This is a genomic window from Streptomyces sp. BI87, from assembly GCF_025957665.1.
In the GTDB taxonomy this organism is placed as follows: Bacteria; Actinomycetota; Actinomycetes; order Streptomycetales; family Streptomycetaceae; genus Streptomyces; species Streptomyces albidoflavus.
The window spans coordinates 2,132,100-2,158,378 of record NZ_CP110079.1; the positions used below are offsets into that span (position 1 = coordinate 2,132,100).

Annotated in this window: 23 protein-coding genes and 2 tRNA genes; 9 read left to right on the forward strand and 16 right to left on the reverse strand. The window is 71.7% G+C overall.

Annotated elements, in window-relative coordinates:
• Positions 1 to 48: 48 nt before the first annotated feature.
• Complete coding sequence (locus OIM89_RS09150; protein ID WP_175456964.1) at positions 49 to 792, forward strand: IclR family transcriptional regulator C-terminal domain-containing protein; 744 nt, start codon at positions 49 to 51, stop codon at positions 790 to 792.
• Between the two features lie 12 nt (positions 793 to 804).
• Here OIM89_RS09150 and OIM89_RS09155 read toward each other — a convergent pair whose 3' ends face one another.
• The gene (locus tag OIM89_RS09155; RefSeq protein WP_264491134.1) at positions 805 to 1,797 is read right to left on the reverse strand and encodes a GlxA family transcriptional regulator; all 993 of its coding nucleotides are present in this window, start codon (positions 1,795 to 1,797) and stop codon (positions 805 to 807) included.
• A 52-nt stretch (positions 1,798 to 1,849) separates the two neighbouring features.
• Here OIM89_RS09155 and OIM89_RS09160 point away from each other — a divergent pair, with 52 nt between their 5' ends.
• The gene (locus tag OIM89_RS09160) at positions 1,850 to 2,245 is read left to right on the forward strand and encodes a cupin domain-containing protein (RefSeq protein WP_030695808.1); all 396 of its coding nucleotides are present in this window, start codon (positions 1,850 to 1,852) and stop codon (positions 2,243 to 2,245) included.
• Positions 2,246 to 2,299: 54 nt separating this feature from the next.
• Here OIM89_RS09160 and OIM89_RS09165 read toward each other — a convergent pair whose 3' ends face one another.
• Positions 2,300 to 2,734: a pyridoxamine 5'-phosphate oxidase family protein gene (locus OIM89_RS09165; RefSeq protein ID WP_030695809.1), complete on the reverse strand. Its 435-nt coding sequence runs from the start codon at positions 2,732 to 2,734 to the stop codon at positions 2,300 to 2,302.
• Positions 2,735 to 2,918: 184 nt separating this feature from the next.
• On the opposite strand from OIM89_RS09165, the gene OIM89_RS09170 reads away from it, so the two are divergent.
• Positions 2,919 to 2,992 (forward strand) — tRNA-Lys (locus tag OIM89_RS09170).
• A 215-nt stretch (positions 2,993 to 3,207) separates the two neighbouring features.
• Here OIM89_RS09170 and OIM89_RS09175 read toward each other — a convergent pair.
• The 3 genes from OIM89_RS09175 to OIM89_RS09185 form a co-directional block, all read right to left on the reverse strand.
• Positions 3,208 to 3,810 (reverse strand): lytic polysaccharide monooxygenase, encoded by a 603-nt coding sequence (locus OIM89_RS09175; protein WP_030695810.1) that lies wholly within the window; start codon positions 3,808 to 3,810, stop codon positions 3,208 to 3,210.
• A gap of 347 nt (positions 3,811 to 4,157) precedes the next feature.
• Positions 4,158 to 5,528, reverse strand: a complete 1,371-nt coding sequence (locus OIM89_RS09180; RefSeq protein WP_264491135.1) for an SPFH domain-containing protein — start codon at positions 5,526 to 5,528, stop codon at positions 4,158 to 4,160.
• Between the two features lie 11 nt (positions 5,529 to 5,539).
• Positions 5,540 to 6,274 (reverse strand): NlpC/P60 family protein, encoded by a 735-nt coding sequence (locus OIM89_RS09185; RefSeq protein ID WP_413747417.1) that lies wholly within the window; start codon positions 6,272 to 6,274, stop codon positions 5,540 to 5,542.
• A 313-nt stretch (positions 6,275 to 6,587) separates the two neighbouring features.
• Here OIM89_RS09185 and OIM89_RS09190 point away from each other — a divergent pair.
• From OIM89_RS09190 to OIM89_RS09200, 3 genes are all read left to right on the forward strand, one after another.
• A tRNA-Lys gene (locus OIM89_RS09190) sits at positions 6,588 to 6,661 on the forward strand.
• Between the two features lie 439 nt (positions 6,662 to 7,100).
• On the forward strand, positions 7,101 to 9,086 hold the full coding sequence (locus OIM89_RS09195) for a glycosyltransferase family 2 protein (RefSeq protein WP_195730415.1): 1,986 nt from the start codon (positions 7,101 to 7,103) through the stop codon (positions 9,084 to 9,086).
• The gene (locus OIM89_RS09200) at positions 9,083 to 11,026 is read left to right on the forward strand and encodes a kelch motif-containing protein (RefSeq protein WP_030695814.1); all 1,944 of its coding nucleotides are present in this window, start codon (positions 9,083 to 9,085) and stop codon (positions 11,024 to 11,026) included. Before OIM89_RS09195 ends, OIM89_RS09200 begins: the two co-directional genes overlap by 4 nt.
• Positions 11,027 to 11,106: 80 nt before the next feature.
• Here OIM89_RS09200 and OIM89_RS09205 read toward each other — a convergent pair whose 3' ends face one another.
• From OIM89_RS09205 to OIM89_RS09215, 3 genes are all read right to left on the reverse strand, one after another.
• Positions 11,107 to 12,138, reverse strand: a complete 1,032-nt coding sequence (locus OIM89_RS09205; RefSeq protein ID WP_047470250.1) for a glycoside hydrolase family 6 protein — start codon at positions 12,136 to 12,138, stop codon at positions 11,107 to 11,109.
• 108 nt (positions 12,139 to 12,246) lie between these two features.
• Positions 12,247 to 13,074: a class F sortase gene (locus OIM89_RS09210; protein WP_264491136.1), complete on the reverse strand. Its 828-nt coding sequence runs from the start codon at positions 13,072 to 13,074 to the stop codon at positions 12,247 to 12,249.
• Positions 13,075 to 13,076: 2 nt separating this feature from the next.
• Complete coding sequence (locus tag OIM89_RS09215) at positions 13,077 to 13,643, reverse strand: hypothetical protein (RefSeq protein WP_030695817.1); 567 nt, start codon at positions 13,641 to 13,643, stop codon at positions 13,077 to 13,079.
• A gap of 196 nt (positions 13,644 to 13,839) precedes the next feature.
• Between OIM89_RS09215 and OIM89_RS09220 the strand changes: the two genes are divergently transcribed.
• Complete coding sequence (locus OIM89_RS09220) at positions 13,840 to 14,619, forward strand: HAD-IIA family hydrolase (RefSeq protein WP_030695818.1); 780 nt, start codon at positions 13,840 to 13,842, stop codon at positions 14,617 to 14,619.
• An 18-nt stretch (positions 14,620 to 14,637) separates the two neighbouring features.
• Here OIM89_RS09220 and OIM89_RS09225 read toward each other — a convergent pair whose 3' ends face one another.
• The gene (locus OIM89_RS09225; RefSeq protein WP_264491137.1) at positions 14,638 to 15,804 is read right to left on the reverse strand and encodes a hypothetical protein; all 1,167 of its coding nucleotides are present in this window, start codon (positions 15,802 to 15,804) and stop codon (positions 14,638 to 14,640) included.
• A gap of 231 nt (positions 15,805 to 16,035) precedes the next feature.
• Here OIM89_RS09225 and OIM89_RS09230 point away from each other — a divergent pair, with 231 nt between their 5' ends.
• Positions 16,036 to 17,157: a Gfo/Idh/MocA family oxidoreductase gene (locus tag OIM89_RS09230; protein ID WP_264491138.1), complete on the forward strand. Its 1,122-nt coding sequence runs from the start codon at positions 16,036 to 16,038 to the stop codon at positions 17,155 to 17,157.
• Positions 17,158 to 17,173: 16 nt separating this feature from the next.
• Here the strand turns inward: OIM89_RS09230 and OIM89_RS09235 are convergent, their stop codons facing one another.
• From OIM89_RS09235 to OIM89_RS09245, 3 genes are all read right to left on the reverse strand, one after another.
• Positions 17,174 to 18,061 carry a fumarylacetoacetate hydrolase family protein gene (locus OIM89_RS09235; protein WP_030695821.1) on the reverse strand — a complete coding sequence of 296 codons (888 nt, stop codon included), beginning with the start codon at positions 18,059 to 18,061 and terminating at the stop codon, positions 17,174 to 17,176.
• Between the two features lie 184 nt (positions 18,062 to 18,245).
• Entirely contained in the window at positions 18,246 to 18,998 is a 753-nt protein-coding gene (locus OIM89_RS09240) for a YidC/Oxa1 family membrane protein insertase (protein WP_047139593.1), read from the reverse strand.
• Positions 18,999 to 19,149: 151 nt separating this feature from the next.
• Positions 19,150 to 19,482: a DUF6412 domain-containing protein gene (locus tag OIM89_RS09245; protein ID WP_264491139.1), complete on the reverse strand. Its 333-nt coding sequence runs from the start codon at positions 19,480 to 19,482 to the stop codon at positions 19,150 to 19,152.
• A 200-nt stretch (positions 19,483 to 19,682) separates the two neighbouring features.
• Here OIM89_RS09245 and OIM89_RS09250 point away from each other — a divergent pair, with 200 nt between their 5' ends.
• On the forward strand, positions 19,683 to 20,696 hold the full coding sequence (locus OIM89_RS09250) for an SEC-C domain-containing protein (protein WP_264491140.1): 1,014 nt from the start codon (positions 19,683 to 19,685) through the stop codon (positions 20,694 to 20,696).
• A gap of 85 nt (positions 20,697 to 20,781) precedes the next feature.
• Here OIM89_RS09250 and OIM89_RS09255 read toward each other — a convergent pair whose 3' ends face one another.
• From OIM89_RS09255 to OIM89_RS09270, 4 genes are all read right to left on the reverse strand, one after another.
• Positions 20,782 to 22,011: a DNA cytosine methyltransferase gene (locus tag OIM89_RS09255; protein WP_175458626.1), complete on the reverse strand. Its 1,230-nt coding sequence runs from the start codon at positions 22,009 to 22,011 to the stop codon at positions 20,782 to 20,784.
• 215 nt (positions 22,012 to 22,226) lie between these two features.
• Positions 22,227 to 24,053: a DEAD/DEAH box helicase gene (locus tag OIM89_RS09260; protein ID WP_175458625.1), complete on the reverse strand. Its 1,827-nt coding sequence runs from the start codon at positions 24,051 to 24,053 to the stop codon at positions 22,227 to 22,229.
• Positions 24,050 to 25,456, reverse strand: a complete 1,407-nt coding sequence (locus OIM89_RS09265; RefSeq protein WP_175458624.1) for a ParB/RepB/Spo0J family partition protein — start codon at positions 25,454 to 25,456, stop codon at positions 24,050 to 24,052. Before OIM89_RS09265 ends, OIM89_RS09260 begins: the two co-directional genes overlap by 4 nt.
• Before the next feature lie 81 nt (positions 25,457 to 25,537).
• Entirely contained in the window at positions 25,538 to 26,215 is a 678-nt protein-coding gene (locus OIM89_RS09270; RefSeq protein WP_175458623.1) for a hypothetical protein, read from the reverse strand.
• Positions 26,216 to 26,279 lie beyond the last annotated feature (64 nt).

The following is a 26,279-nucleotide window of genomic DNA, read 5'->3' on the forward strand; positions in this document are numbered from 1 at the left end:
GTGACGACGAGCCCAGCGATCCGCGTCCGGTCCATGCAGGGGGAAACCGTGGCACTGACGTACGAGTCCGCCGCCCCGTACCGCTCCGTACGCAAGGCACTGCGCGTCCTGGAGACCGTCTCCCGCCACTCCTCGGGCATCACCGAACCAGCCGTCGCCGCCGCGACCCGCCTCCCCCGCACCGAGGTCGCCGCCCTGCTGCGGATGCTCCGCGCGGAGGAGTACGTACGCCGGCTGCCCGACGGCGGGTACGTCGCCGGGGCCTACGGCGGCGAGCCGGCGCGGGCCGTGGTGCGCGGGCGGCTCCAGCGGCAGCTGGAGAGACTGCGGGACACCATCGGCGCGGCCGTCTACGTCAGCCGGTACGTCGACGGGGAGATCCGGGTCACCGACGTCGCGGACGGGCCCGGGGTGCCGCGGGTCAACGAGTGGGTCGACTTCCGGTCGGCGGCGCACGCGAGCGCCATCGGCAAGAGCCTGCTGAGCCAGCTCGACGTCAACGGACGGCGCGACCACCTCGCCCGCCACCGCCCGGCCCGGCTCACCTCGCGGACCATCACCAGCGAACGCGCCCTCTTCACCCGCCTGGAGGCACACGTCCCGAGCGTGCCCGTCCTCGACCTCCAGGAGTACGCCGTCGGCACGGTCTGCGCGGCCGTCCCCCTCACCGCCGGCGCCTCCGCCAACTGCCTCGCCCTCTCCCTCCCGGTCGAACACGCCCACCGCCTCCACGACGCCGCCCTCGCCCTCAACCGCAACGCCGCTCCCGTCCTGCTCTCGCTGGCCCTGTGAGGCGTCCGGTGGTCACTTCACCCCCGGCCCGAACCGGCTCCGGTACGCCGACGGCGTGATGCCGGTCTCGCGCCGCATCAGGGTGCGCAGATGCGCCGCGGTGCCGATCCCGCTGCGCCGGGCGACCACCTCGAAGCGGGGCTCGCCCCGCTCGATCAGCCGGCACGCCAGGGCAAGCCGTTCCCGGGTGAGCCAGGTCAGCGGGGTCGTGCCCAGCTGCCCCTGGAAGCGCCGGTGCAGCGTCGCCGGGCTGACCGCCGCACGCCCCGCGAGATCGGCGACGGTGAGCGGCGCGTCCAGCCGCTCCTGGGCCCAGGCCAGCACGGGCGCCAGGGACTCGTCCGGCAGGTCGGGCATGGGGCGCTCCACGAACTGGCGCTGCCCGCCCTCCCGGTGCGCCGCGAAGACCAGCCGCCGGCTCACGGCATTGGCGACCTCCGCGCCGTGATCGCGGCGGACCAGGTGCAGCCCCAGGTCCAGCGCGGCCGCGCTCCCCGCCGCCGTCAGGATGTCCCCGTCGTCCACGAAGAGCACGTCCGGTTCGAGCCGGACGGACGGAAAACGGGCCCGGAAGTCGTCCGCCCACTGCCAGTGCGCGGTGGCCCGGCGCCCGTCGAGCACCCCGGCCTCGGCCAGCGTGAAGGCACCACTACAGAAGCCGACCAGGCGCGCGCCCCTCGCGTGTGCGCGGCGGACGGCGTCCAGCACGGCGGGGCGCCGGGGCACCTCGGTGTCCGGACGGTTGGGGACGATCAAGGTGTCCGCCTCCTCGGCCGCCTCCAGCCCGGCGACTCCGGTGAGCGTGAAGAAACCGTCCCGCATCAGCGTGCGGGGTTCCGGCGAGCAGAGCCGGAAGTCGTAGAGATCCCGCCCCAGCTCCGGCCGGCGCAGCCCGAACACCTCGGTCGCACAGCCCAGCTCGAACGGATTCGAGTTCTCGTCCACGATCACGACGACCCGATGCGGCTCCGCCTCTTGCCACCCCTGCGAGGATTCTTGCGCCATGTGCGATTCCTAGCACTCACGAGGCCCCGGCGGAACGGCCCAGGATGGCCCCATGAGCAACGACCCCATCGCCCTCACCCAGGCCCTGGCCTCCTTCGACACCCTGTGGAGCCCCCGCATCGTCACCCGCGTCAACGACTACGACGTCCGCGTCGCCAAGGTCGAGGGCGAACACCTCTGGCACGCCCACGACGACACCGACGAGTTCTTCCTCGTCCTCACCGGCGACCTCCACATCTCCCTGCGCGAACCCGCCGGAGCACGCACGGTCCACCTCCCCCAGGGCTCCGTCTTCACCGTCCCCCGAGGCACCGAACACAAGCCCCACGCCCCCACCGGCGCCACCATCCTCCTCTTCGAACCCACCGGCACCCCCACCGTCGGCACCCGCCACGACCCCGTCCCCACCCACGTCGACGCCACCACGGGCCACACCCTGAACCTCTGAACCGGCCCCCCGACAGCCCGGCCGGCGCTGGAGGCCCCGCCGCGGCCGGCCCCGCTACCCCCAGCCGAGATCCGCCGACAGCCAGTGCTCGGGACGCATGGCCAGAGTGACCAGCCCCGCCGAGTCGCTCTCGGTGACCCCACTCCCGGAGACGTAGTCGTCCACCCCCTCGGCATCGAGATACCGCGACGCCTCGGTCACCATGTCCCCCACGGTGGTCGGTGTGGTCGCCACGACAGGCCCGTCCACACTCACGTACAGATACGTGGGCGCCGTCTGCTGCACCAGCAGACTGAACCGCCCCGCCGCCGAGATGAACCGGGCCTTGACGGAGTCGGCCCCCGTGATCACCCGCACCTCCCCACCGGGCTCGTACCAGTACCAGAGGGGCACCGTCAGCGGCGCCCGCCCGTCCCCCCGCTCCACCGCGAGGGAGGCCACATGCCGGCCGGCGAGGAATTCCTCGCGCTCCTGTACGCCGAGTGCCATGGGGAAGGCTCCTTTCCTCGCGCCGCCCGGTGCGCCGCCTCCCAGGGTTGATGCCAGGCGGGACGCCCGCTCTCGCGCCCGGACACCGCCTCTCCCCCGATCGGACCACGGGGCCCTGTGAGGCGGACCACGGCCGCCTGGTCGGGAGCACCCTCGGGACCAGGTATTATTTTGTTGTCAGCAGGCGCCGCTAGCTCAGTTGGTTAGAGCAGCTGACTCTTAATCAGCGGGTCCGGGGTTCGAGTCCCTGGCGGCGCACAGACAAGGAGAAGCCCCTCGCGGAAGCGGGGGGCTTCTCCCGTGTCCGGACAGCGATGTGGCCCCGGAGAGGACCGTCTCCGGGGCCACACCCGGTCCGCGGTCCGGCCTGCTCACGGGGCGCGGCCGGGCGGCGGGGCGGGCGGCGGCGGGATGCCGCGAGGGTGGGGGGTCACCGCCGGGGTACGGCGGTGCCGACTGCTACGGGCGTCGGATCAGAACTTGACGTCGGCGCAGGAGTAGAAGGCGTTGGCGGTGTCGTGGACGTCCCAGACGGCCAGGATCACGTGCTTCCCGGTCTTCTGGGTGGGCATGGTGCCCTGGTGGGCGAGGGTGGCCGGGGGCTGCTGGCCGCCGTAGGGCAGGGTCAGGAAGGGCTGCGACTCCAGGGAGGCCCTGGTCAGCGGCTTGCTGGAGTCCCAGCCGTCCTTGGTGATGTAGTAGCGGAAGTCCGTGGTGCGGTGGCGGGCGGTGAACTGCCACTGGAACGTGTAACCCTGCCCGCCGCTGACCTGGGTGGCAGGCCAGTCGGACCCGTTCGGCGCCTTGGCGGCGTCGAGCTGCTTGAAGCCGGCGTTGCCGGCGGAGCAGAGCGCGCCGTCGGCGGGGCCGGCCGCCGGGAAGCCCTTCGGGCCCTCGACGCTCTGCGGCTCCCACTGGATCGAGCCGCAGTTGCTGACGGTGCCGTTGGCACAGAGCTTCGCGCGGCTGATGGGCTTGTCGACGTAGCCGTGACTGCTGGCGCCGCCGGTGGAGAAGGCGAGCGCGCCGAGCGTGGCAGCGCCGACGAGGGCCGCGTATGTCTTCTTGTTTCGCATGGTGCCGCTCCCTGGGGGACGTGGGGGAACTCCGGTGAGGCGTGCGCACTGCGGTCTAGACCAACGCCGAGATTAGAGGGGCCACATCACCATGTCCATACCAATCGCGGAACTGGGACAGCAGCACCTCTGACGTGGTATTACCTTCCGGCCACCGCCTCGTCGGCCAGTGGTCTCTACCTCCGGACCTCATGCGTCTCAGGAGCTGTCGCAGGTCAACGGGGGTTCCCCGAAACCGCCTCGCCGGGCCCGCCCCCCACAGGTACAGGGACCGGTATCGAGCGCTTTCGCCCGATCCGGCCCCTTGACGCGAACCGCTCCCCGGTTTCAGGGAGTTGCCCGTCCGCTCACCCTCCGGCGGTCCGCCCCGCGCAGAACGCCACGGTCAGGTCGCGCACCAGCGCCCTGTGCTCGTACTCGTCCAGCTCGACCAGGCCGCGCGCGGTCAGCCGCCGGACCGTCTCCTCGACCGCGTCGACCGCCTCCGCGAGGAGCGCGTCCCGGTGGAGGGCGTCGAGCGCGGCCAGCCGGCGCCGCCCCATCGCCTCCGCCACCTCGGGCGCGTACGCGATCCGCACCGGCTGCACCGCGAACACCTCCAGCCCGGCCACCGCCGCCGCCCCCGCCACCAGCCCGGTCAGCTCCTCGGCCACCGCCTCGGTGTGCCGCAGCGTCGGCACCCCCGGCCGGAAGGCGTCCACCGGCCGCCGCGAGACCACCCGGGCCAGCGCCGCCTCCGCGCACTCCCCGAGGTAGCGGGCGACGTCGTCCACGGCATGCGCGGCCCGCGCGGTGTCGGCCACCCGCCACACCACGTGCAGCACCACCTCCACCGCCACCCCGTCGGCGTCCACGGCGGGCAGCGGCTCACTGCGCCAGTGCCGCAGCCGCAGGTCCATCCGGCACCGGCCCACCAGCGGGTTCAGCCAGACCAGCCCGGTCCGGCGCACCGTCCCCCGGTACCGGCCGAACCGGCCCCGCACCCAGGCCCACCCGGTCCTCCCCCGGGCCAGCCCACCGAGCGACACCGCCGTCACCGCCCCGGCACCGGCGGCCAGCACCCAGGCCACCGCCCCGCCGGACCCCGCCCCGGCCGGGGGCAGCCAGGCCACCGCCGGGAGCAGCCCGCCCCACCACAGGGCACCCCCGGCCCCGGCGACCCCGCCCGCCGCGACGGCCACCGCGAGGGAGCCGGGGAGCGAGGGTGCCAGGTGCTCGGCGGGGACCGACTCGTCCAGGGCGGGCGGGCAGAGCAGCGGGCTGCGCGGGGTGGCCGTTCCGGTGCGGTGCGCTCCGGCGGCACCCCGGTGCGGGACGGCCATCGCGCGGAACCCGGCCTCGGGTTCGGGCCTGGGCGCGAACGGGTCGGCCGACGCCCCGGCGTCCCGCGCCCCCTCGCCCCCGTCCGCGTCCTCGCGGAAGAGGAGGTGGACGGGGATCTCCATGGTGTCGGCGTTACGGATGATGCGGACGGACCTGCGCGGAGGCCCGGAGCCCTCCGTACCGTCGGCGGCGGGGGCGGCGGCCGGGGCCGAGCCGGTGGCCGATCCCGTGGCGGAACCGGGTTCGGGGGCCGGCGGGCCGGCGGACGGTGCCGCCTCCGGGGACGCCGGGCGTTCCGCCGGGGCCGGGGAGGCCGGTTCGGGGAGGCCGGCGCGCGCGACGGGTGCCGCGAGGTCGGCGTGGCCGCGGCCGGTGTCGCTGCTGGTGGTGCCCATCCGTACCTCCGTCAAGAGAAGAGTCGCCGCCAGGTCTCACGGCCCGGATATCCGTCGGCGTGCCGGCCGCCGCCCTCGGCGATCCCCCGGTACCGGTACGGAAGAAACTGCGGACTGTTGGTCCAGTAGGCGTACGGGGTGGCCTGTTTGCGGGTGGCGGGGCGGGTCTGCTCGTACGCCGTGTACCGCGTGCGGGAGCTGTCGGTCCAGCCGCCGAAAAGCGTGACGTGCGAGCCGTTCTCCGGGTTCTTCGCGTTGTGGAAGAGGAGAATGTCGCCGGGTTCCAGCTGGTCCTTGGTGATGCGTTCCGCGACGTTCGTGAGGCTTCCCGTCCATTCGCTGCGGTCCAGATTCCAGGCCATCGAGACGAATCCCGAACAGTCCTGCCGGTAGCCGTCGGACCAGTACCCGCTCATCGCGTACGGGACTTTCGCGCGGACCCATCTCTCGGCCCGGTCGATGATCGCCTCGCGCGTGGTCGGCGGGGTGGCGGGCGGACCCGCGGGCCGACCGGGCGGGCCGTGGAGCGGGGCCGGGGCGCCCTGCGGGCTGTCCAGCACCTCCGCCGTGAGCTGCGGCGGAGCCCCGTGCGAGGGGGACGGCTCGTCGGCGCGGGCGGGAGCGAGGTGCCCCCAGGTGACGGTGGCCGTGGTGACGGCCAGCACGAGGGCCCGGTGCAGCGCGCCCCTCCTCTTCTGACGTACCGCCAGGAATTCCCCGCCGGAGCGCCGGAAACGGGTGCGCACGGCCCCGGGGCGGAATTCTTCGCACACGAAAGCCCGCAGGCCGTTCCTCTCGCGGGCGGTGGTGAATTCGGCACACATCTGCACGGGCGTCAGTTTCGCAACCGGCGGGAAAGGGCGCATGTTGGCGATCCGGCGGACGGAGCAGCCCCGGCACCCGCCGAAAGGGGGGACTTCCGGGTCCGGTCCCGCCGGCGGGACCGGGCCCGAGCGCCCTCACACCCCCGCATCCTGTGAGGCGGGTCACCTCCCCGCCCGGCCGGTGCGGGCGTCCGGAGCACCCTCCGGCATCGGGTAGAGTTGTGCAGGTCAGCGCGCGCCGCTAGCTCAGTTGGTTAGAGCAGCTGACTCTTAATCAGCGGGTCCGGGGTTCGAGTCCCTGGCGGCGCACCGACACGAAGAGGCTCCCTGCATCGCAGGGGGCCTCTTCTGTTGCCGCCCGCGACCCCAAAGGGGCGCATTCCACCGCGAACGCGCCCCCTGCTCGCCCTTCGAGCCCCGCCCCGGGGACCCTCTTGCGATCATGCGGGCAGGCGTAGAACCCTGACCTGGAGCCGCGGGCCCGGACGAGACGGGCGTCACAGGACACAGGGGGACCGGGCGGCCGTGCGGGGGGAGACGGGGAGGGGCCCCGTTCGAAAACGGGCGCGGCTGAGGGCATCATGCAACCGGAAGGCCGCCCGGACTGTCTGAGGTGAGGGACACCGCGCCGCACACACCCGCGGGTGCGCCTCCCAGCTGACGCGTCCGCGAGGGTTACGGGGAGACCCTCGCCGGGCGAAAGGACCAACGACCACGCGGGCATGCCCGCGTGCGGGGGGAATGACACATGACGTCGAGCCCGACGGGTGGGCGGAGCCAATCCGACCCGTCACAGACGACCCAGCTGCGGACGGTGTCGGCCCGCACGGGCGGCGCGCGGCGCATCAAGAAGACGCTGCCGCGCTACGACTACGAGCACTACAGCAGACTCGCCGGGCCGCTCACCCAGCCGGACCCGTCCAAGCCGTACAAGGTGCGCTACCGCTCGCTGCTCTCGCAGGAGCCGCACCGCATCCGCGCCGCCGCGCTGCTCTGCGCCGCTCCCCTGCTCTCACTCACCCTCTTCGTCTGGCTGATGCAGCCCGAACACTGGACCGAGCGGGACTACCCGGCGTACGACTTCCTGCCCGCGCTGGACACGGTCATGCTCGTCTCGATCGGACTGATCGAGTTCTTCCGCTGCATGAACGTGATATCCAACGCGCACGCCACGCTCGTCGCCCGGGACCCGATACCCGTGGTGCCCGAGACGGGCACCAAGGTCGCCTTCCTCACCTCGTTCGTGCCCGGCAAGGAGCCGATCGAGATGGTGACGAAGACCCTGGAGGCGGCGGTCAGGCTCCGCCACCGGGGACTGCTCCACATCTGGCTGCTGGACGAGGGCGACGACCCCGAGGTCCGCGAGGTCTGCGAACGCCTCGGCGTGCACCACTTCTCCCGCAAGGGCGTGGCCCGCTGGAACCAGGCGAAGGGCCCGCACCGCGCCAAGACCAAGCACGGCAACTACAACGCCTGGCTCGACGCGCACGGCGACGACTACGACTACTTCGCCTCCGTCGACACCGATCACGTGCCGCTCCCCAACTACCTGGAGCGGATGCTCGGCTTCTTCCGCGACCCGGATGTCGGCTTCGTCATCGGCCCGCAGGTCTACGGCAACTACGACACCTTCGTCACCAAGGCCGCCGAGTCCCAGCAGTTCCTCTTCCACGCGCTGATCCAGCGGGCCGGCAACCGCTACGGCGCCCCGATGTTCGTCGGCACCTCCAACGCGGTCCGCATCAAGGCGCTGAAGCAGATCGGCGGCCTGTACGACTCGATCACCGAGGACATGGCGACCGGGTTCGAGATGCACCGCGCCAAGAACCCGGAGACGGGGAAGAAGTGGCGCTCCGTCTACACCCCGGACGTGCTGGCCGTCGGTGAGGGCCCCACCGCCTGGACCGACTTCTTCACCCAGCAGCTGCGCTGGTCGCGCGGGACGTACGAGACGATCCTCAAGCAGTACTGGAAGGGCTTCTACTCGCTGCCGCCGACGAAGCTCTTCAACTACACGATGATGATCATCTTCTACCCGATGTCGGCGCTGAACTGGATTCTGGCCGCGCTCTCCTGCGCCCTCTTCCTCGGCCTCGGCGCCTCCGGCGTCAACATCGACCCGACGATCTGGCTGATGCTCTACGGCAACGCCTCGGCGCTCCAGATCGGCCTGTACATCTGGAACCGCCGCCACAACGTCTCCCCGCACGAGCCCGAGGGCTCCGGCGGCGTGGCCGGCATGGCGATGTCGGCGATGTCGGCGCCGTTGTACGCGCGCTCGCTGATGGACTCGGTGCTGCGCCGCAAGAGCAAGTTCGTGGTGACGCCGAAGGGCGACTCCTCCAGCCCCGACACGCTCTTCGGGACCTTCCGCATCCATCTCTTCTTCATCTTCGTCTTCGCCGCCTCGGTGGTGGTGTCGTTCTTCTTCGGCAACAACCACCCCGCCATGATCATCTGGGCCACCCTCGCGCTGCTGATCACCGCCGCGCCGATCGTCGCCTGGCGCCTGTCGATGCGCCAGGAGCGCAGGAGCAAGGCCGCGCACGCGGCGGGCCGCCCCCTGCCCGCCGCCCCCGGGCCGGACGCCGGGCCGGTCCCGCCCGGCGAGGAAGGCCAGGCCGCCGCCCCGCCGGGGCCGGACGGCCGGCCCCCGGAGCAGGGACAGCCCCAGCCCAGCTGGGCCGCGAACGACCAGACGATGCAGATCGCCCTCGGGGGACGTAAGAAATGACCGACCGCACCACCAGCCGCCGCCGGGCCCGCCGTCTCGCGATCGGGGGTGCCGTGGTCCTCGCCGTCGCGGGGATGAACGGGCCCGCGCTGTACCGTTTCGGCTCGGCCCAGTACCACGAGTACAAGATCAACCAGCCGGAGTACAAGGCGGAGAACGGGCACTGGGACTTCGTCGACATCCCGGCGAAGTACCGGCTCAACACCATCCACGCGGCGCTGCTGCGGACCGGGAAGGTGCTGCTGGTCGCCGGGTCCGGGAACAACCAGGCCAACTTCGACGCGAAGAAGTTCGACACCGTCCTGTGGGACCCGGTCGAGAACACCTTCAAGAACATCCACACGCCCAACGACCTCTTCTGCACCGGCCACACCCAGCTCGGCGACGGCAAGCTGCTGGTGGCCGGCGGCACCAAGCGGTACGAGAAGCTCAAGGGCGACGTCACCAAGGCCGGCGGCCTGATGGTGGTGCACAACGAGGACCCGGACGCGCCGAAGACCATCAAGGCCGGGACCAAGTTCACCGGCAAGGAGAACGGCAAGACCTTCGTCGCCAAGGACAACATCACCGTCGAGCGCGCCGAGAAGATCTTCGACGAGGAGACCGGCGCCTTCCTGCGGACCGAGGCGGGGCTCGGCCGGGTCTACGTCGAGGCGGAGCGCAGCGGCCGCAAGCACGAGACCGGCACCGAGGACAACTACCGCATCCAGGGCCTCAAGGGCTCCGACACCCGCAACCTCTACGGCATCGCGCAGAAACTCGCCCTGGACAAGAAGGACTTTCAGGGGATCAAGGACACCTACGAGTTCGACCCGGTCGCGGAGAAGTACATCCCCGTCGACCCGATGAACGAGGCCCGCTGGTACCCGACCCTCACCACCCTCTCCGACGGCAAGGTCCTCAGCCTCTCCGGCCTGGACGAGATAGGCCAGCTGGTCCCGGGCAAGAACGAGGTCTACGACCCCGAGACCAAGAAGTGGACGTACGCCCAGGGCATCCGCCAGCTGCCGACCTACCCGGCGGTCTTCCTGCTCCCCGACGGCAAGCTCTTCTACTCCGGCTCCAACGCCGGGTACGGCCCGGCCGACGTCGGCCGTGACCCGGGCATCTGGAACTTCGAGACCAACAAGTTCCGCAAGCTGCCGGGGCTGAGCGACCCCAAGCTGATGGAGACCTCCGCGACGGTGCTGCTGCCCCCGGCGCAGGACGAGCGGTTCATGGTGGTCGGCGGCGGCGGGGTCGGCGAGTCCGAGCGGTCCAGCGAGAAGACCCGGATCATCGACCTGAAGGACGACGCCCCGCGCTTCACCGACGGGCCCTCCCTCGACAAGGGCACCCGCTACCCGCAGACCTCGGTCCTCCCCGACGACAGCGTGCTGATCACCGGCGGCTCCGAGGACTACCGCGGGCGCGGCGACTCCGACATCAAGGAGGCCCGCCTGTACGACACCGCCGAGAACACCCTGCGCCGCGTCGCCGACCCGGCGGTGGGCCGCAACTACCACTCCGGCTCGATCCTGCTCCCCGACGGCCGCGTCGTCGTCTTCGGCTCCGACCCGCTCTACGCCGACGAGGGCAACACCAAGCCGGGCACCTTCGACCAGCGCATCGAGATCTACACGCCGCCCTACCTGTACAAGGACGCGCGCCCGACGCTGAGCGGCGGCCCGAAGAAGATGGCACGCGGCGAGAGCGCCGTCTTCGACTCGCTGCACGCCGCCTCCATCAAGAAGGCCCGGCTGATCCGGCCGAGCGCCTCCACCCACGTCACCGACGTGGACCAGCGCTCCATCGCCCTGGACATGGAGAAGACCGACGACGGCATCGAGGTGACCATCCCGAAGAACCGCAACCTCGTCCAGGACGGCTGGTACATGCTCTTCGCCGTGGACGACGCGGGCACGCCCTCGAAGGCGGTCTGGGTCCACATCGACAGCTGAGGCGCCGATCGGCCCGGCCCCTACGCGAAAGGGCGCCCCCACCGTGACGGTGGGGGCGCCCTTCTGCTGGTGCCGTGCGGCTACTTGGCGGCCTTCGCCAGGCCCAGCGCGTACTCGGGCCACCACTGGCCGGCCTTCGGGCCGCCCTTGCACTCGCCGTCGGACTCGCCGGGGCGCTTGATCCAGAGGTAGGCGTCGACCAGGTCGTCGCCGGTCTTGGTGGTGGGCACCTCGCCGAGGGCGCGGCCGGGCGGGTTGCACCAGCGTTCGGCCGGGTCGCCGCCGGTGAAGGGGCCGTTGCCGTTGCGGCTGGTGTCGACGACGAAGGGCTTGTTCCCCACCTTCGCGGAGAGCTCCTTGCCGTAGGCGACGGAGTCCTCGGTGGAGTAGAAGTTGGAGACGTTGACCGAGAAGCCGTCGGCCTCGGCGACGCCCGCCCAGGTCAGCGGCTCGAAGATCTGGTCGGGCTTGCCCCAGCCGGCGTTCCCCGCGTCCAGGTAGACCTTGGTGGCGGGCAGCGCCTTGAGGGTCTGGATCGCGCCCTTGAGGAGGTCGTACCGCTCCTCGTGGAACTGCTCGGGCGTGCACCCGTCGACCAGGTGGAGGACGGCGTCCGGCTCCAGGATGACGGTGGCCGGGCGGTCGCCGATGCCCTTGGCGACGGAGTCGACGAAGGCGCGGTAGGCGTTGCCGTCGGCGGCGCCGCCGCCCGAGTAGTTGCCGCAGTCGCGGTGCGGGATGTTGTAGAGGACCAGCAGCGCCTCGCGGTCGGCCGCCTTCGCCGCCTCGGTGAAGCCGCGCGCCTCCTCCTCGGGCTTCTCGGTGCCCAGCCAGTCGGCGACCGGCTGCTCCGCGATCCTGCGGACCAGCCGCGCCTCGTCCTTCTTGCCCTCGTCCTCGAACGCGGCGACCTGGCGGGCCGCGTTGCCGTCCGGGTTGACCCAGTACGGGTCCTCGCCCTTGGGCTGCTGGCTCACGCTGGGCTTGGCCTCGTCGCTCCCGTCGCCGGACGAACCGGAACAGCCGGAGAGGAGCAGGGCCGCCCCCACGGCCACCGCCCCCATCCCCCGGCGCCGGAAACCTCGGCCGTGGCCGGTGTCTTTGCCGTACATCCACTCCCCCTCGGGTGCACCGTCGTGCGGCAATCCTGACATAGCCGGGCGGTCCGCTTCCGGCGGCGACCGGTTCGTGGTGCGGGTGTGACACCCGGGCGGAGGGGGTCAGGGCGCCATCGCCACGGAGGGCAGCAGCGCCTCGCCGCTTCCGGCCCGGCGGAGACCGGCCGGGGGCGGAACGGCCGCCTCCGTGACCGGTCCGGCGCCGGCTGTCTCCGCGCGGGCGGCCCGCGCGGTACGGTCCTCGGCCGCGTTCTCGGCCTCGGCGCCGTCCGGGGTGGCGGTGCCGGTCAGGTAGGCCGAGACGACGACGTTGGCGGTGTAGGTGTTGCGGGCCTTGTCGAAGGTGCCGCCGCAGGTGATCAGCCGCAGCTCCGCGCGCCCCTTCTCCCGCGGGGCGTACGCCTCCTGCGCGTCGAACCCCTCGCGCTCCAGCACCTGGACGTCCTCGACGGTGAACTCGGCGACCGTGCCGTCCTCCCGCGCCACCCGGACGCGGGCGCCGGGCTCGGTGGCGCTGAGGGTGTAGAAGACGGCGGGCCGGGTGCGGGTGTCGACGTGGCCGACGAGCAGGGCCGCGCCCTCCTCGCCGGGCTGGGGGCCGGAGTCGTACCAGCCGACCGTGTCCGGGGTGTCGAAGGAGGGCGGGTCGACGGCGCCCGCGTCGTCGAGGCCGCGCGAGACGACCTCGGCCGAGGAGACGCCGATGGACGGCACGTCGACCCGGACCGGACGGGACCCCGGCAGCGGATCGCGGGCGGGCGGCAGGTCGGCGCCGGCCGCGCCGCCCACCGCCGCCGGCCGTCCGCTCCCCGAGCCCGGCAGCGGGGAGCCGTCGGAGACCTCGCGCCCCCAGATCCACAGGCCGAGCAGGAGCACGGCCCACGCCGTGCCCGTGATCAGCCTGCTGTGCGCGCGCTTGCCTTCGGCCATGGTCAGTCCGTACGCCTGCCGCGGCGCACCCGGTGGCTCGCGAAGGCGAGGACCGCGGCGGAGACCAGGGCGCCGCCGATGACCGCCTGCGAGGTGCCGGGCCCGTCGCTGTCCGCCTCGGCCGCGACCTCGGCGGTGCCGCCGCCGCCCGCGCTCACCGGGGCGTGCGGGCGCTGCTTGTGGTGGACGACGGTGACCGTGCCGCGGGCGTGCCGGTTCTCCTTGTCCTTGCAGTCGACCTTTATCTCGTACTGGCGGGGCTCGGCGTCGGACCGGATACGGGCCTCCGCGTACAGCTCGCCCCGGTCGGCCGAGGGGCCGAACCAGGCGTCCCCGGCGAACGCCTCCGAGAAGCCGACCGCCTCCTTGCCCCGGCAGACGTCGACCCGCAGGGTGACCTCGCCGCCGGGCGAGACGGTGGACGGGGAGACGGTGACCCGTCCCGGCCGGTGGTGGTTGCCGTAGTTCTCCTCGTCGCCGGCGACCGCGGTGGAGGCGGCGGCGAGCGGGGTCAGGGTCAGTGCGGCGGCCAGAGCGGCGGCACGCACGGTGATGCCATGGATGCGCATGGTGAACCTCCTGTCCCCGGCAGGTTCACCCGGGCACGAGGGCCGCGCCACTCGGCTGCGCGGGGAAGGGCGGCGCGCCGGGCGAGGGTTGCGCTTTCCGGGTGAACGCCGGGGGCCAGGCTCCCGGCGGCGTGGGCGGGACGTGCTGGGTAGGCTGTTGATCCCATGAGCAACGCGTAGGCAGGAGCCCGCACCCATGACAGAGCGTCAGCCGATTCAATCGTGGCTCACGGACATGGACGGCGTCCTCATGCACGAGGGGGTGCCGATCCCGGGCGCCGACACCTTCATCACCAAGCTCCGCGACTCCGGCAAGCCCTTCCTGGTGCTCACCAACAACTCGATCTACACCGCGCGTGACCTGCACGCCCGGCTGAAGCGGATCGGCCTGGAGGTGCCGGTCGAGAACATCTGGACCTCCGCGCTGGCCACCGCCAAGTTCGTGGGCAGCCAGCACCCGGACGGCACCGCGTACGTCATCGGCGAGGCGGGGCTGACCACCGCCCTGCACGAGGCCGGCTACATCCTCACCGACAGCGACCCGGACTTCGTCATCCTGGGCGAGACGCGGACGTACTCCTTCGAGGCGCTGACCAAGGCGATCCGGCTGATCAAGGGCGGCGCCCGGTTCATCGCGACCAACCCGGACAACACGGGACCGTCCACCGAGGGCGTCCTCCCGGCGACGGGTTCGGTGGCGGCGCTGATCACCAAGGCGACCGGCAAGGAGCCGTACTTCGTCGGCAAGCCCAACCCGCTGATGATGCGGACCGGCCTCAACACCATCGGCGCCCACTCCGAGTCGAGCGCGATGATCGGGGACCGGATGGACACCGACGTCCTCGCCGGCCTGGAGGCCGGGATGACCACCTTCCTGGTGCTGACCGGCCTGACCTCCGTCTCGGAGCTGGACCGCTTCCCTTACCGGGCCACCGAGGTCGTCGACTCGATCGCGGACCTGGTCGACCTGATCTGACCGGACGCCGGCCGGCCCTCAGGCCCCGCGCAGACGGCGGGCCACTTCCAGCAGCACCGTGCCGGAGACCAGCAGGCCCGCCGCGAGCAGCCCGAGCGAGATGACACTGCCCCCGGTCTCGGCCAGCTCGGGACGGGCCTTCCCGCTCTCGTGACCGGGGTGGCGCGGGGCGTCGCCGGAGCCGCCCCCCGGGGTGCGACCGGGCGCCTCCGTACGGCTGTCGCGGCCACCGTCGGCGTGGTCGCGCGGCGGCCTCTGTCCTGCCGGCTCGTCGGCGTCCGGGTGCCCGGGCCGCAGGGTGTCGTACGGGCCCGGGGTCGCCGGGCCGGTCTCCCGGGCGGACGGCGGCGGGGACACCGGCCGCCCGCTCGGTACGGGGATCTCCGTGGGGAACCGGGACGCGGACGGCGGTTCCGTCGTCGCCCACGGATCGGGCAGGGGCCAGGGGCTGGGCGGGACGGGGACGGGTCTGCCGGACGGGCGCGCGGGGAACCCGGTGGCGCGGGGCGGGTCGGCGGGCCGCTCGCTGCGGGGCGGGTGCGCGGGCGGGCGGGTGCCGGTGCCGTCGGCTCCCCGGAGCGCGAAGGTGTACGTGTCCGAGTGGCCGACCCAGTGGCCGTCCCGGTCGTGGTGCTGGACCAGGGCGGCCTGGACGGCGACCCGGTTGGGCCGGGCGTCCTCGCGGACGGCGAGCCGCAGCCGTACGTCCTTCTTCGCGCCGGGCCGCACGGTGAAGCCGCGGAAGCCCCGCCCGCCGTCGAGGACGCCGACGTTCTCGTCGCGCGAGGTGTGGCGCAGGCGGACCGGGAGCCACCGCCGCCCGTCGTGGAAGTCCAGCCGCAGCTGCGAGGGGACCAGGGCGCGGTCCTCGTCGAGGAGGAGGACCACCGGGTGGACGCGGTGGCAGGTGACCCGGCCGGTGTTGTGGACCCGCACCGTGAAACCGCTCGGCCCGTCGCCCGCGCGCACGGTGGCGGGCCCGTCCCGCACCTCCCCGACGAGCGGCAGGACCTCCGCGTCGGGCTGGGCACAGAGCGGGACGGGCGGCCCGGCCGGGGCGTGGGCGGCCCCGGCGGGTACGGCGGTGCCACCAGCGGGTACGGCGGTCTCCCCGGCGTGGGCGGAGGCGGCGGCGAGCGGGGAGGCGAGCACCAGGACCACAGCCAGGGGGGTGCGCGAGCGCATGGGTGTGCCTCCAGGTCGTGCCGACGGCCGACGGCACTGGGAGGGGCCGTCGGCCGTTGGCGCGACCCTGCCATGCGGGCGGGGAGGCGACGGGGCGCGCCACGCCTGGTTCGGCTGTTCGAGCCGGGCCGGGCGGCGGGAAATCGCCCGGTCGGCCGATAATCCGACCATTGCGGGGCGAAGCCGTCGCCGCCGTCGGGCCAGGGCGGCGGATCGTGCTTGGCTGGGGGCATGTCTGATGCCACCACCGCGCGCCCCGCCGGCTCCGCCGCCGCCGCGCCGGTCCGGGTCGCCCTCGTCGGGTACGGCCTGGCCGGTTCCGTCTTCCACGCCCCGCTGATCGCCGCCACCGAGGGCCTGGTCCTCGACACCGTCGTCACCTCCTCCCCCGAGCGGCGCGAGGCGGCCCGCGCCGAGTTCGGCGAGGTGCGGTTCGCCGACCGGGCCGACGAACTGTGGCCGCGCGCGGACGAGCTGGACCTGGTGGTCGTCGCCTCCCCCAACAAGACCCACGTCGCCCTCGCCGAGGCGGCCCTGCGCGCGGGACTGCCGGTCGTGGTCGACAAGCCGCTGGCCGGCACCGCCGCCGAGGCCCGCGCCCTGGCCGCCCTCGCCGAGGAACAGGGGCTGCTCCTCTCGGTCTTCCAGAACCGCCGCTGGGACAACGACTTCCGCACCCTGGCGGCCCTGGTCGAGGCGGGCACCCTCGGCGACGTCTGGCGGTTCGAGTCCCGCTTCGAGCGCTGGCGGCCGAAGCCGAAGGGCGGCTGGCGCGAGTCGGGCCGCCCGGAGGAGATCGGCGGCCTCCTCTACGACCTGGGCAGCCACGTCGTCGACCAGGCCCTGCACCTCTTCGGCCCGGTCGACCGGGTCTACGCCGAGTCGGACGTACGCCGCTCCGGCGCCGAGGCCGACGACGACACCTTCCTCGCCCTGCGCCACGTGAGCGGCGTCCGGTCCCACCTGTACGTCAGCTCCACCGCCGCCCAGCTCGGCCCGCGCTTCCGGGCCCTCGGCTCGGTCGCGGGCTACGTCAAGTACGGCCTCGACCCGCAGGAGGCGGCCCTGCGCGCGGGCGAGCGCCCCCTGCCGCGTGAGCCGTGGGGCGTCGAGGGCGAGGCGATGTGGGGCCGCGTCGGCTCGGGCGAGTCCCCGCTGACCGGCGGCGGCACCCCGGAGCCGACCCTGCCCGGCGACTACCCGGCGTACTACCGCGCGATCCACGCCGCCCTGCGCGAGGGCGGCCCGAACCCCGTCACCGCCCTGGAGGCGGCGGACGCTCTCACCGTCCTGGAGGCGGCCCGCGAGTCGGCGCGCACCGGCGCGACGGTGGACCTGGTCGGCCGGGTCTGAGCCCGGGGCGGGCGGCCTAAGCCACCCCCTCCCCCACCACCTCCTCCGCCGCGGCCATGACCTGCCGCTGCCGCCCGAGCCCGCCGATCTCCACCTCGACCACGTCGCCGGGGCGCAGGTACGGCTTGGGGTCGGGGTGGCCCATGGCGACGCCGGCCGGGGTGCCGGTGGAGACGATGTCGCCGGGATAGAGCGTCATGAACCGGCTGATGTACGCCACGGCCTCGCCGACCGGGAAGATCTGGTCGGCGGTGGTGCCGTCCTGGCGGAGCACCCCGTTGACGGAGAGCCGGACGGTGAGGGCCTGCGGGTCGGGGATCTCGTCGGCGGTGACCAGCCACGGCCCCAGCGGACTGAAGGTCTCGCAGTTCTTCCCCTTGTCCCAGGTCCCGCCGCGCTCGATCTGGTACTCCCGCTCGGAGACGTCGTGCGCGATCGTGTACCCGGCGACGTGCGCGAGTCCCTCCTCGGCGGTCCGCAGGTGGCGGGCGGTGCGGCCGATGACGACGCCGAGTTCCGCCTCCCAGTCGGTGCGGGTGGAGCCCGGCGGGATCAGCACGGTGTCGTGCGGGCCGACGACGGTGTCCGGCGCCTTGAGGAAGAGGATCGGCTCCTTGGGGATCGCGGCGCCGGTCTCGCGGGCGTGGTCGTGGTAGTTGAGCCCGATGCAGACGATCTTGCCGACACCGGCCAGCGGCGGGCCGGTGCGCAGCCCCGCCGGGTCCAGCGGCGGCAGTCCGTCGGGGTCGGCGGCGGCCCGGCGCACCTTGTCCAGCGCGGGGTCGGCGGCGAGGAGGGCGGCGTCGAGGCGGGTGACGACGCCGGAGAGGTCGCGGAGGATTCCGGCCCGGTCGAGCAGGGCGGGGCGCTCGGCACCCGCCGTTCCGACACGCAGCAGCTTCATGGTCGAACTCCCGTGGTCGCTCGCGGGGCGGACGGCACGGTGGCCGCCCGCCCCGGGTGGCGCCCTGAGCGAGTGGTCCGCCCGGCGGTGTGCGGCCGCCGGAGGACCGCCCGATCGTGCCGGAGGACGGGCACGCCCCGCAAGGGTGCGTTCAACGGGTGGACCGGGGGCGCCCCGCGCGGGATCAGGCGGCCACGGGGACGCCCGCCGGCTCCTCGCGGTACAGCACGGTCCGCTCGACCGCCGTCCACAGGGTGCTGGTGACCACGTAGAGCGCGGCGGCCAGCGGTACGAAACCGACGGTGAACAGCGTCATGAACGACATCAGCGGCGCGATCTTGTTCATGGCCCCCATCCCGGGCAGGGCCTCCGCGTCCCCGGCGGTGAGCGCCGCACTGGCGGCGAGCTGGCGCTTGGTGCGCCGGTAGTTGTAGACGGCGACGGCCACCACCACGGCGAAGAGCACCAGGTAGACCTGGCCGTGCGCGCCGAACATCCCGCCGTCGGACAGCGCGTCCTTCCACCGGTCGCCGAGCGGCGCGGCGAAGAGGGAGTGGCCGAGCAGGGTGTTGGGGGCGCCGCCGATCTCCGCGGAGGCGAAGAGGTGGTACATCAGGAAGAAGGCGGGCAGCTGGCACAGGCTCGGCAGGATGCCGGAGAACGGCGAGACCTTCTCGGCCGCGTACAGCTCCAGCGTCGCCTTCTGCAACCGCTCCGGATTCTTCTTGTACTTCTTGCGCAACGCCGCGACCTGCGGCTGGAGCCGGGTCCTGGCCTTCTGGCCGCGGGCCGCCGCCCGGGAGAGCGGCAGCACCAGCAGCCTCACGAAAGCGGTGAACAGGACGATGGCGGCGGCGGTCGAGGCGGTGCCGGCGACCGGTTCGAGAACGTCACCGAGCCCGTCGACGAGGTCGGCGAAGGCGGAGAAGAACGACAAGGGAAACCCTCCCGTGGCGGCGCGCGCACAGGCTGCGCCGGGGGTTGTCAGGCCGGGAACGCGAGCCGGTGGGGCTCGCGGCAGCGTGACGGGGGCGCACGTCTCGCCCGGCCCGTCGGCAGAGCCGACCCGGGGGCCTCGGGAGAGGGGGTTACGCGGCCGTCGGGAGGGGCAGGCCGGGCGCCCGGGGCCTGCGGCGGCCGGGCCCGTCGGGATCGCGCTGGGGCAGGAAGGCGGTACGGCGGGCGCGGTCCCTGAGCGCCGTCCGTACCCGTGCCACCGGCACCCTGGGCACGGCCCGGGCGGCGACCACCGCGCAGAGCGCGAGCGCGGACCCGGCGGCGGCGGTGGCGGCCACCGCGACGGCGGCGGCACCGAGCGCGGTCTCGGCGAGGAGGTACTGGGCGACCAGCAGGAGGAACAGCACGCCGAAGAGGCGCACATGCCGCAGCCAGCCGCTCATGGCCGACACCGTCTCCGTCATCCCCGCCTCCTTCCGCGTACCGCCGGTTTCGAGTCCACGCCAGCCTACCCGGGGCGGCGGGGGTCACGGGAGGGGCGCCGGGCGTGGAATCGGGCACGCCCGCGCTTTCCGTACGGCGCGCGCCCCCGCGTACGTGGCCCCGCCCACACCCACCCCACCGCCCCCTTCCCCCACCGGTCCCCGGCAGTACCGTGTCCCGTATGCGCCCCGACACGCCCGCCGAGACCACGCCGCACGCCTCGCACACCGCCGAGGCCGAACGACTCGAACGCGCCGCCGCGCTGTACCCCGAGGACGCCGAACAGCTCCTGCTCCAGGCCGCCGCCCACCACGAGGTGGCGGGCGCCCGCGACCGCGCCACCGCCCTCTACGACCGCCTGCTCGCCCTCCCCGCCGAGCAGCCCGTCCTGGTCCGCGCCCTGAAGGCCGCCAACCTCTGGGAGTACGGCCACGAGGCCGAGGCCCGCGCCATCGTCGACGGCGTCCGCCTCGCCGCGCCCCGCGCCCCCGAGCCGTGGATCATCGTCGCCGAGGCCCTGGAGGCCCACGACGAGCTGGAGAGCGCCCACTCCGTCTTCACCGACGCCACCGAACTCCTCGTCGGCGACTCCGCGAACCCGCCCCGCGAGGTACGCCCGCTCCTCTTCGGCCGCCACCGCGTCCGCCGCCTGCTCGGCGCCGACCACGACGCCCGCGACGAGCTCGCCGACCGCCTCCACGAGGCCCCGGTCCCCCTCGACGAACTCCACGACCCGAACCGCGTCTGGTCCCTCGGCTCCGACAACCCCGCCGAACTCCGCGCCGAGATCGACCGCCTCCGCGCCGAACTGGGCACCTACCGCGCCGCCCTCTCCCGCCCCTTCCCGGTCGCCGTCCTCCACTGGCCCGAGGACGAACTGACCCAGCTCCTGGCCGCCCACCCCGCCCTCACCACCGAATACCCCTCCCACGAGGCCCACCTGGCCGCCGTCGAATCCTCCCTCCGGGAACTCGCCGCCTCCGGCACCCCCCACCTCGGCACCGTCTCCGCCACCCTCCCCTCCTACGAGGCCTTCGCCGCCTCAGAGGCCACACCCCCGACGGAGACGTCCTTGCTCCCGCTGTACGCGACGACCCTGGCAGCCAGGGGACGGGCCAAGGCGTGGCCGCCGGCCAAGGAAGGGGCTTGCTGGTGCGGGGCGGGGCGGGCGTATGGGGTGTGCCATGGGGTGTAGGCGCTCAGGGCTCCGCACCGGCCAGGCATAGTTCACCGGAGCCAGGCATGGGCCCAGCCAGTCAAGCCATCACCCGGATGTCGCTTCAGACTTGGCTGGGCACCGTGCTCTGGTCACTGACCGGCTGCGGCCAGCCCTCGGTGAAGCTCTCCTGAACTGCCGTGAGTGCGGGGTCTTCTTCCGGCTCGAACTCAGGCGCCGGGTCAGGGTGAAGCTCTCCGGTGCGCTGAAGCGCCTCCGCGATAGCGCGCCCCACGGCCTCCGCTACCGGAGGAGGAAAAGCATTCCCTACCTGCCGGTACTGCGCGGTCTTCTTCCCCTCGAACTCCCAGTACGTGGGGAATCCCTGAATGAGCGCAGCTTGTTCGACAGTCAGCATGGGTCCGCGCTTCTGCGCGAGGTTCCCCAGATCACGGTCACGGTCAATGACCTTGTCCTCGTCATTGGCCACGCCCATGCCGTTGACGCCGAGAGCCTTCCACGCCTTCTTAGCCCGGCTGGGGCCGAGGTCAGCGCCGCCGTGCTTCTTCGAGCCTCCGACAAGAGTGGGCGCGACCGTGCCGAGCTTCGCCTGGTCCCACCACTGTTTGAAGAGGGGTGAGTCTTTGCCGCCGAGACGCCGGGCCATGGACTCTTCAAGGGCCTCTGCCACCGTCTTCAGCTTCTTGCGCGGCGCGGGCCAGTCGAAGCCCCTGTACTGGTCCTTCCGGATGGCAACCAGAATCGCTCGCGGCCGCAGCTGCGGCACTCCGTAATCCTGAGCGTGCAGGACGTTCCAGCCACAGATCACGTACCCGGATTTGCGCAGCCGGTTCTTGATGTGGTTGCGGTAGTACCGGAACTTGGGCTCCGGCTCCACAAGGCCGCGCACGTTCTCAATCATCACCGCACGCGGGAGTAGCTGGTCAACGAGATCCAGCATTTTCGGGAAGAGATCACGCTCATCGTCGCGGCCGAGCTGCTTTCCCGCAGCGGAGAATGGCGGGCACGGGACACCGCCAGCCAGGAGATCCAGGTCTCCCGGCTTCAGAAATTCGGCCTGCTTATGCGACCCCGCCTTTTCCGGCGCTTTGACGGGATTCGGCACTCTCTCAAGCGGCTTGAAGTCGTTGACGTCCTCATTGATGATGAGGCAGTGCTCTCGTTCCCACGCCCACTGCGGATGCTTCCTCACGTTGCGGGCAAGCGTCGCGGCGGCATGGGGATCGATCTCTACGAGCGCCAGATGACGGAAGTTCGCCCCATGCAGTCCGACCGCCTGACCGCCAGCACCGGCACAGATCTCAATCGAGGTCAGCCTGTCGGCGGTGCTCATGATCGGCTTCTCCTGGGGTGCAGTACTGGCAGACACGCAAGTGTCGCATCTTAGCCACCCCAGGAGAACACTGAACCTCTCGCTCATCCTCCGTCACCCGCCCTCGGCAGGTCAGTCGCCCCGCACCACAGAACCAGGCGACAGTCCGGCTCCCGGCAGAAGCACCCATGTGGCACCGGCCGGACACCGGAACCTCACTCCAGGCGTGCGCTCAACTACTTACCGCTTCCCTCCAGGTAGCTCATCAGCGCTCGCACATCTCCCATGTCCATGCCGGCGGCAATCGAGGGCTCCTCCTGCAGGTCCGCGAGCTGCTGGACTGAGGGGTCGTCCAGGATCTTTCCCATGAACTCGAGTTTCTGTTCCAGCCGGAGTGCAACCACCTGGTCAATGGTCCTCTCCGCGGCCAGAACGGTTACCCGGGTCTCCGCGTCCGGTGCCAGACCCAGGCGGTGAATGCGGTCGAGGCTCTGCAGGAAACGGCCGGCCATGAAGTCCCGGTCGACGTACACCGCGTCGTGGCACTCGCGGTGCAGGCTGATCCCCTCTCCGAGGGTGGCCGGGTTGGAGAGCAGCACCATGCAGTCCGGATCGGTACGGAAGCGCCGGATCTGCTCCTCACGATCGGGGGTTCCGCCATGGACCACGGCCGGCCCGAACGCGGCGAACAGCTGCTCCATGGTCGTCAGGCTTCGCACGAAGGTCGTCCACACCAGAGTCTTGCGCCCGGCCTCCGCGTTCTCGGAGACGATCTTCAGGGCCTCCTTGTACTTCGGCGACAGCTCATATGAAGGCAGGTCCCTCATCAGCGTGAAGAGTGAATCGCTGGCCGGCACCTCCAGAGGGGGCACCCGGTAGGCGAGCGGGTCATAACGGCTCTCTGCCTCGCCCAGGAGGGCGGGGCTCGTCGCCGCCATCAGCAGGCGCAGCATGGCCTTGCCCAGAGCGTCGAAGTCCTCACGTTCCGCTGAGGCCCTGGCGGAGTACCGGCCGACCAGAGCGTCGTAGATCTCGCGGTGCAGCGATCCGTCCGGGAGCGGCACGTACCGAATCCGCGTCTCGAAGGGCGGCAAGCCCAGTTCGCGCTTGGTCGTTCTGGTGAACATCGGCCGCAGCACCTGGCTGGCGTAGGTGAGGTCTCCCCCGTCGACCGCGTTGGTCACGATCCTGCGCCCTTGCCCCGGCCAGACGAAGGAGAGCAGGTTCTCAAGGTCCCTGGCCCCGTTGGGTGCCGGAGTCCCGGTGAGGATCAAGCGGCGCTGGCTGAGCGGCCCCAGTGCCATACACGCACTGCCGTAGATACCCCGTGCGCCGAGCTTCATCCTGTGCGCCTCGTCGAGGATGACCATGGACGGGACGGCCCGGAGCCAGGCCGCGAGGGCGTTGAGCGACTTGTCGAGGCGCTCGTAGTTCAGGATGAGAATCTCGGCGGACGGGTCCGGCGCGCCCGCCATCACGGTGGTGACGGGCGGCTCCTTGAAGCACTCACCTGCCTCGAACAACCAGGACTCGTAAGCGGACTTGGGGCTCACTACGAGAAGCCGCCGCACCTGGCCCTGCTCTTTCATCGCGGAGTACACGGCCATCCCGACGCGGGTCTTGCCCGCGCCCGGAACGCTGAAGTTGGCGCCGTGCTGCATGGAGAGCAGGTGAGCGACATCCCGCCGCTGGAAGCTGGTGAGGTCCGCTCTCCAGCCGGTGCCCAGCATGCTGACGACCTCGTCCGCGCCGACGAGTTGTGCGGGCTCGCCCCGGAGCTGCCGTTCCGCGAGATCGGAGTCGTCCATGACGCTCTCGACGAGCGCCAGCAGCTCCTTGTCCCACTCGACGTTGTCGTCAGGCCAGTCAGCCAGCGCTTCGATGCCGGCCAAGAAGTCATCGAGCCCGACTTCGGCCATAAGCAGGCTCCGCTGGCCGCCTACGGAGAAACGTATAGCCAGCGAAGCCAGGTCCCGCTGGAACGGCTCCGAGGCACGGAGCACCACCTTGGTCCTGGTGATGTCGAAGCCGATCGTGAGCGAATACTGGACTGCCTCGGTCACACCCGCCCCTTGCTGATCACGTCGAGAAGCCAGGCCACGCCGTCGCCGGGCTCGGCGACGCTGCGCTTGGCCTCCCGCGCGAGCTTCTCCAGGCTCGCCCTGAGCTTCTGGACGGAATCGTCGAGTGCCTCCTCGTCAAGGCTGTTCGACGCACGGGCGAGCCCGATATCGACCGTGCACTGCTCGATGTCCTGGCAGGCATCGTTCAGCCGGTCGGACGCCGCCTGCTTCCGCTTGCGCACGCGCGCGTCCTTGCCTGCGGGTTCCAGCGCGTCCTCGATCGCCTTCCGCGCGCCCTGCACGACCTTGGAGGCGCCCTCCGTCTCCGCTCCGCCCCCGGCTCGCTCAAGCGCCATGGCCCGCAGAACCTCGTTGGTGAACGCCTGCGCTTCAAGATGGGGCTGGGCGCCCGCCTTCACCGTGCGGCTCATGCCCGGGATACTGCGCTCCTTCGGAGCAAAGACCTCCGCCTTGAGGAAGGACGGCAGACGCGTGCCCAGGTACCGGTCGCGGAAGTCCGGCTCAATGAGACGCACGTCGGTCTTCGAGAACTTCAGAGCGATCGCCGCGAGCCGGCTCTCCTTCATCACTTCCGCACGGTCCCGGTTCCTCTTCGACTCCTTTACCCAGGCGCGGTAAAGCTCCCGGAGCTTTTCCTTGGCGTCCTCGAAATCAAGCAGCTGCAACTGCACCGACCCGGCACGGGACCTGCTCCGCAGATCCTCAAGCGTCGAGAGGATCCACATGTCCGCCTCTACGGTGTCAGCACGCTTCCGGAAAATCTTCGCGATGTCGGCGACCGGGCGTCCCATCTGCAGCAGTTCCTGCATCGCGATGAGCTCGTTGATGTACGAGTAGTCACGCCGCTTGTCCTGGCGAAGCTGCAGTGAGAGTTCCACCGCGTTGATGTCCGCCCAGGTGCAGGAGGCCGGCAGCACTCCTACGCGGATGTTCGGTACACCCAGTTGCTTGAGTGCGGCGGCACGGGTGTTGCCGTTCACCAGGATGCCGTCCCTGGTGATGAGGCCGGGCTCGTTCTGCCGGTGCTCCTTGAGGCTGTCCTTCAACTCCTCGAACGCGGGGTCCAGCCTGGACGGGTCATCCGGCTTGGCCTGCAGGAGGCCCTCCAGGTAGTCCTGGCTCTCCGGGGTCCAGGGGTTTCCCTCAAGAAGGACGTCCTTCTCAGGGCTGAAGCTCCGCTGAGCCCGGATGCGGTGCGTGGCGGGGTTGAAGTAGAGATCCCCGACCGGCATGTCGATGACCTCGACGACCGTCGGCTGCGTCCGCCACTCGACGGTCAGGGTCTCCCTCAAACCCTGGCCGGCCTGTGCCTCCTTGAGGCGCTGGTCCACAGTCTCGCGATTCTGCACGGCGCGGGGCGGCACACCGAAGTCCTTGCTCACGTCTTCCTCCGAAAGAAAAGGCCAGGGCCTGGGCGGGGCCGGCCGGCCCCGCCCAGAAATCAACAGAAAGGAGCAGTCTTCCTAGATTCCGAGAGTCGCGCGTACCCGTTCGCGGGACTCAGCGGGGAGGGTGCGGTAAAGCGCCCAGATCTCTTCCACCGTGCTGAAGTCCCGCCGGTCGTTCTTCATCCAGGAGATGAGCACGTCGCGCTCGAAGCCGCCCAGGCCGGAGACCTTCAGCTCGACCTGCGGGAAATCCACCTTCATCCCACGCCCGCCCACGCGACAGCGATTACACTCGGCTACGAGTTCGATCTTTTCCGTGCCGTCAGCCTGAATTACCGGCCGCCGGGCGATGTCGATCTGCGCGGCCTCAAGTCCGTCGCTGTACTCCCCGCCCGCCGCGATGCCGCATGACCGGCACATGTTGCCGTCAGCGACCAGGACTTCACGGCGGCGCCTGTCCGTGATCGACGCCCGCGGGGAACTGCCGGCGTTGCCGGGCTCCCACACGGGCTTGCCGGCCGACACGAACCGCTGCTCGTGCTGGTCAAGCGTCGCGTCATCGCGATTCGTGTGGATCTGCCACCCGTACTGGCGCAGATCGCGTACGCGGCGGTCCGCCTGCGCCACACCGGGGAACGCGCCGGCCACGTCACCCTTCGTGAAGGTATTGCCCTCGCCGATCACCTGGATCAGCCACAAGGCTGCCCTCTTCATCGTTCCGAGCTTCGGGTCGTTCCAGTCCGGAATACCCATACCGCACCCCCTGAGAATCGGTCAGCCAGACGACGCACCGGATGTGGCAAGGCGTGGCGCCTGC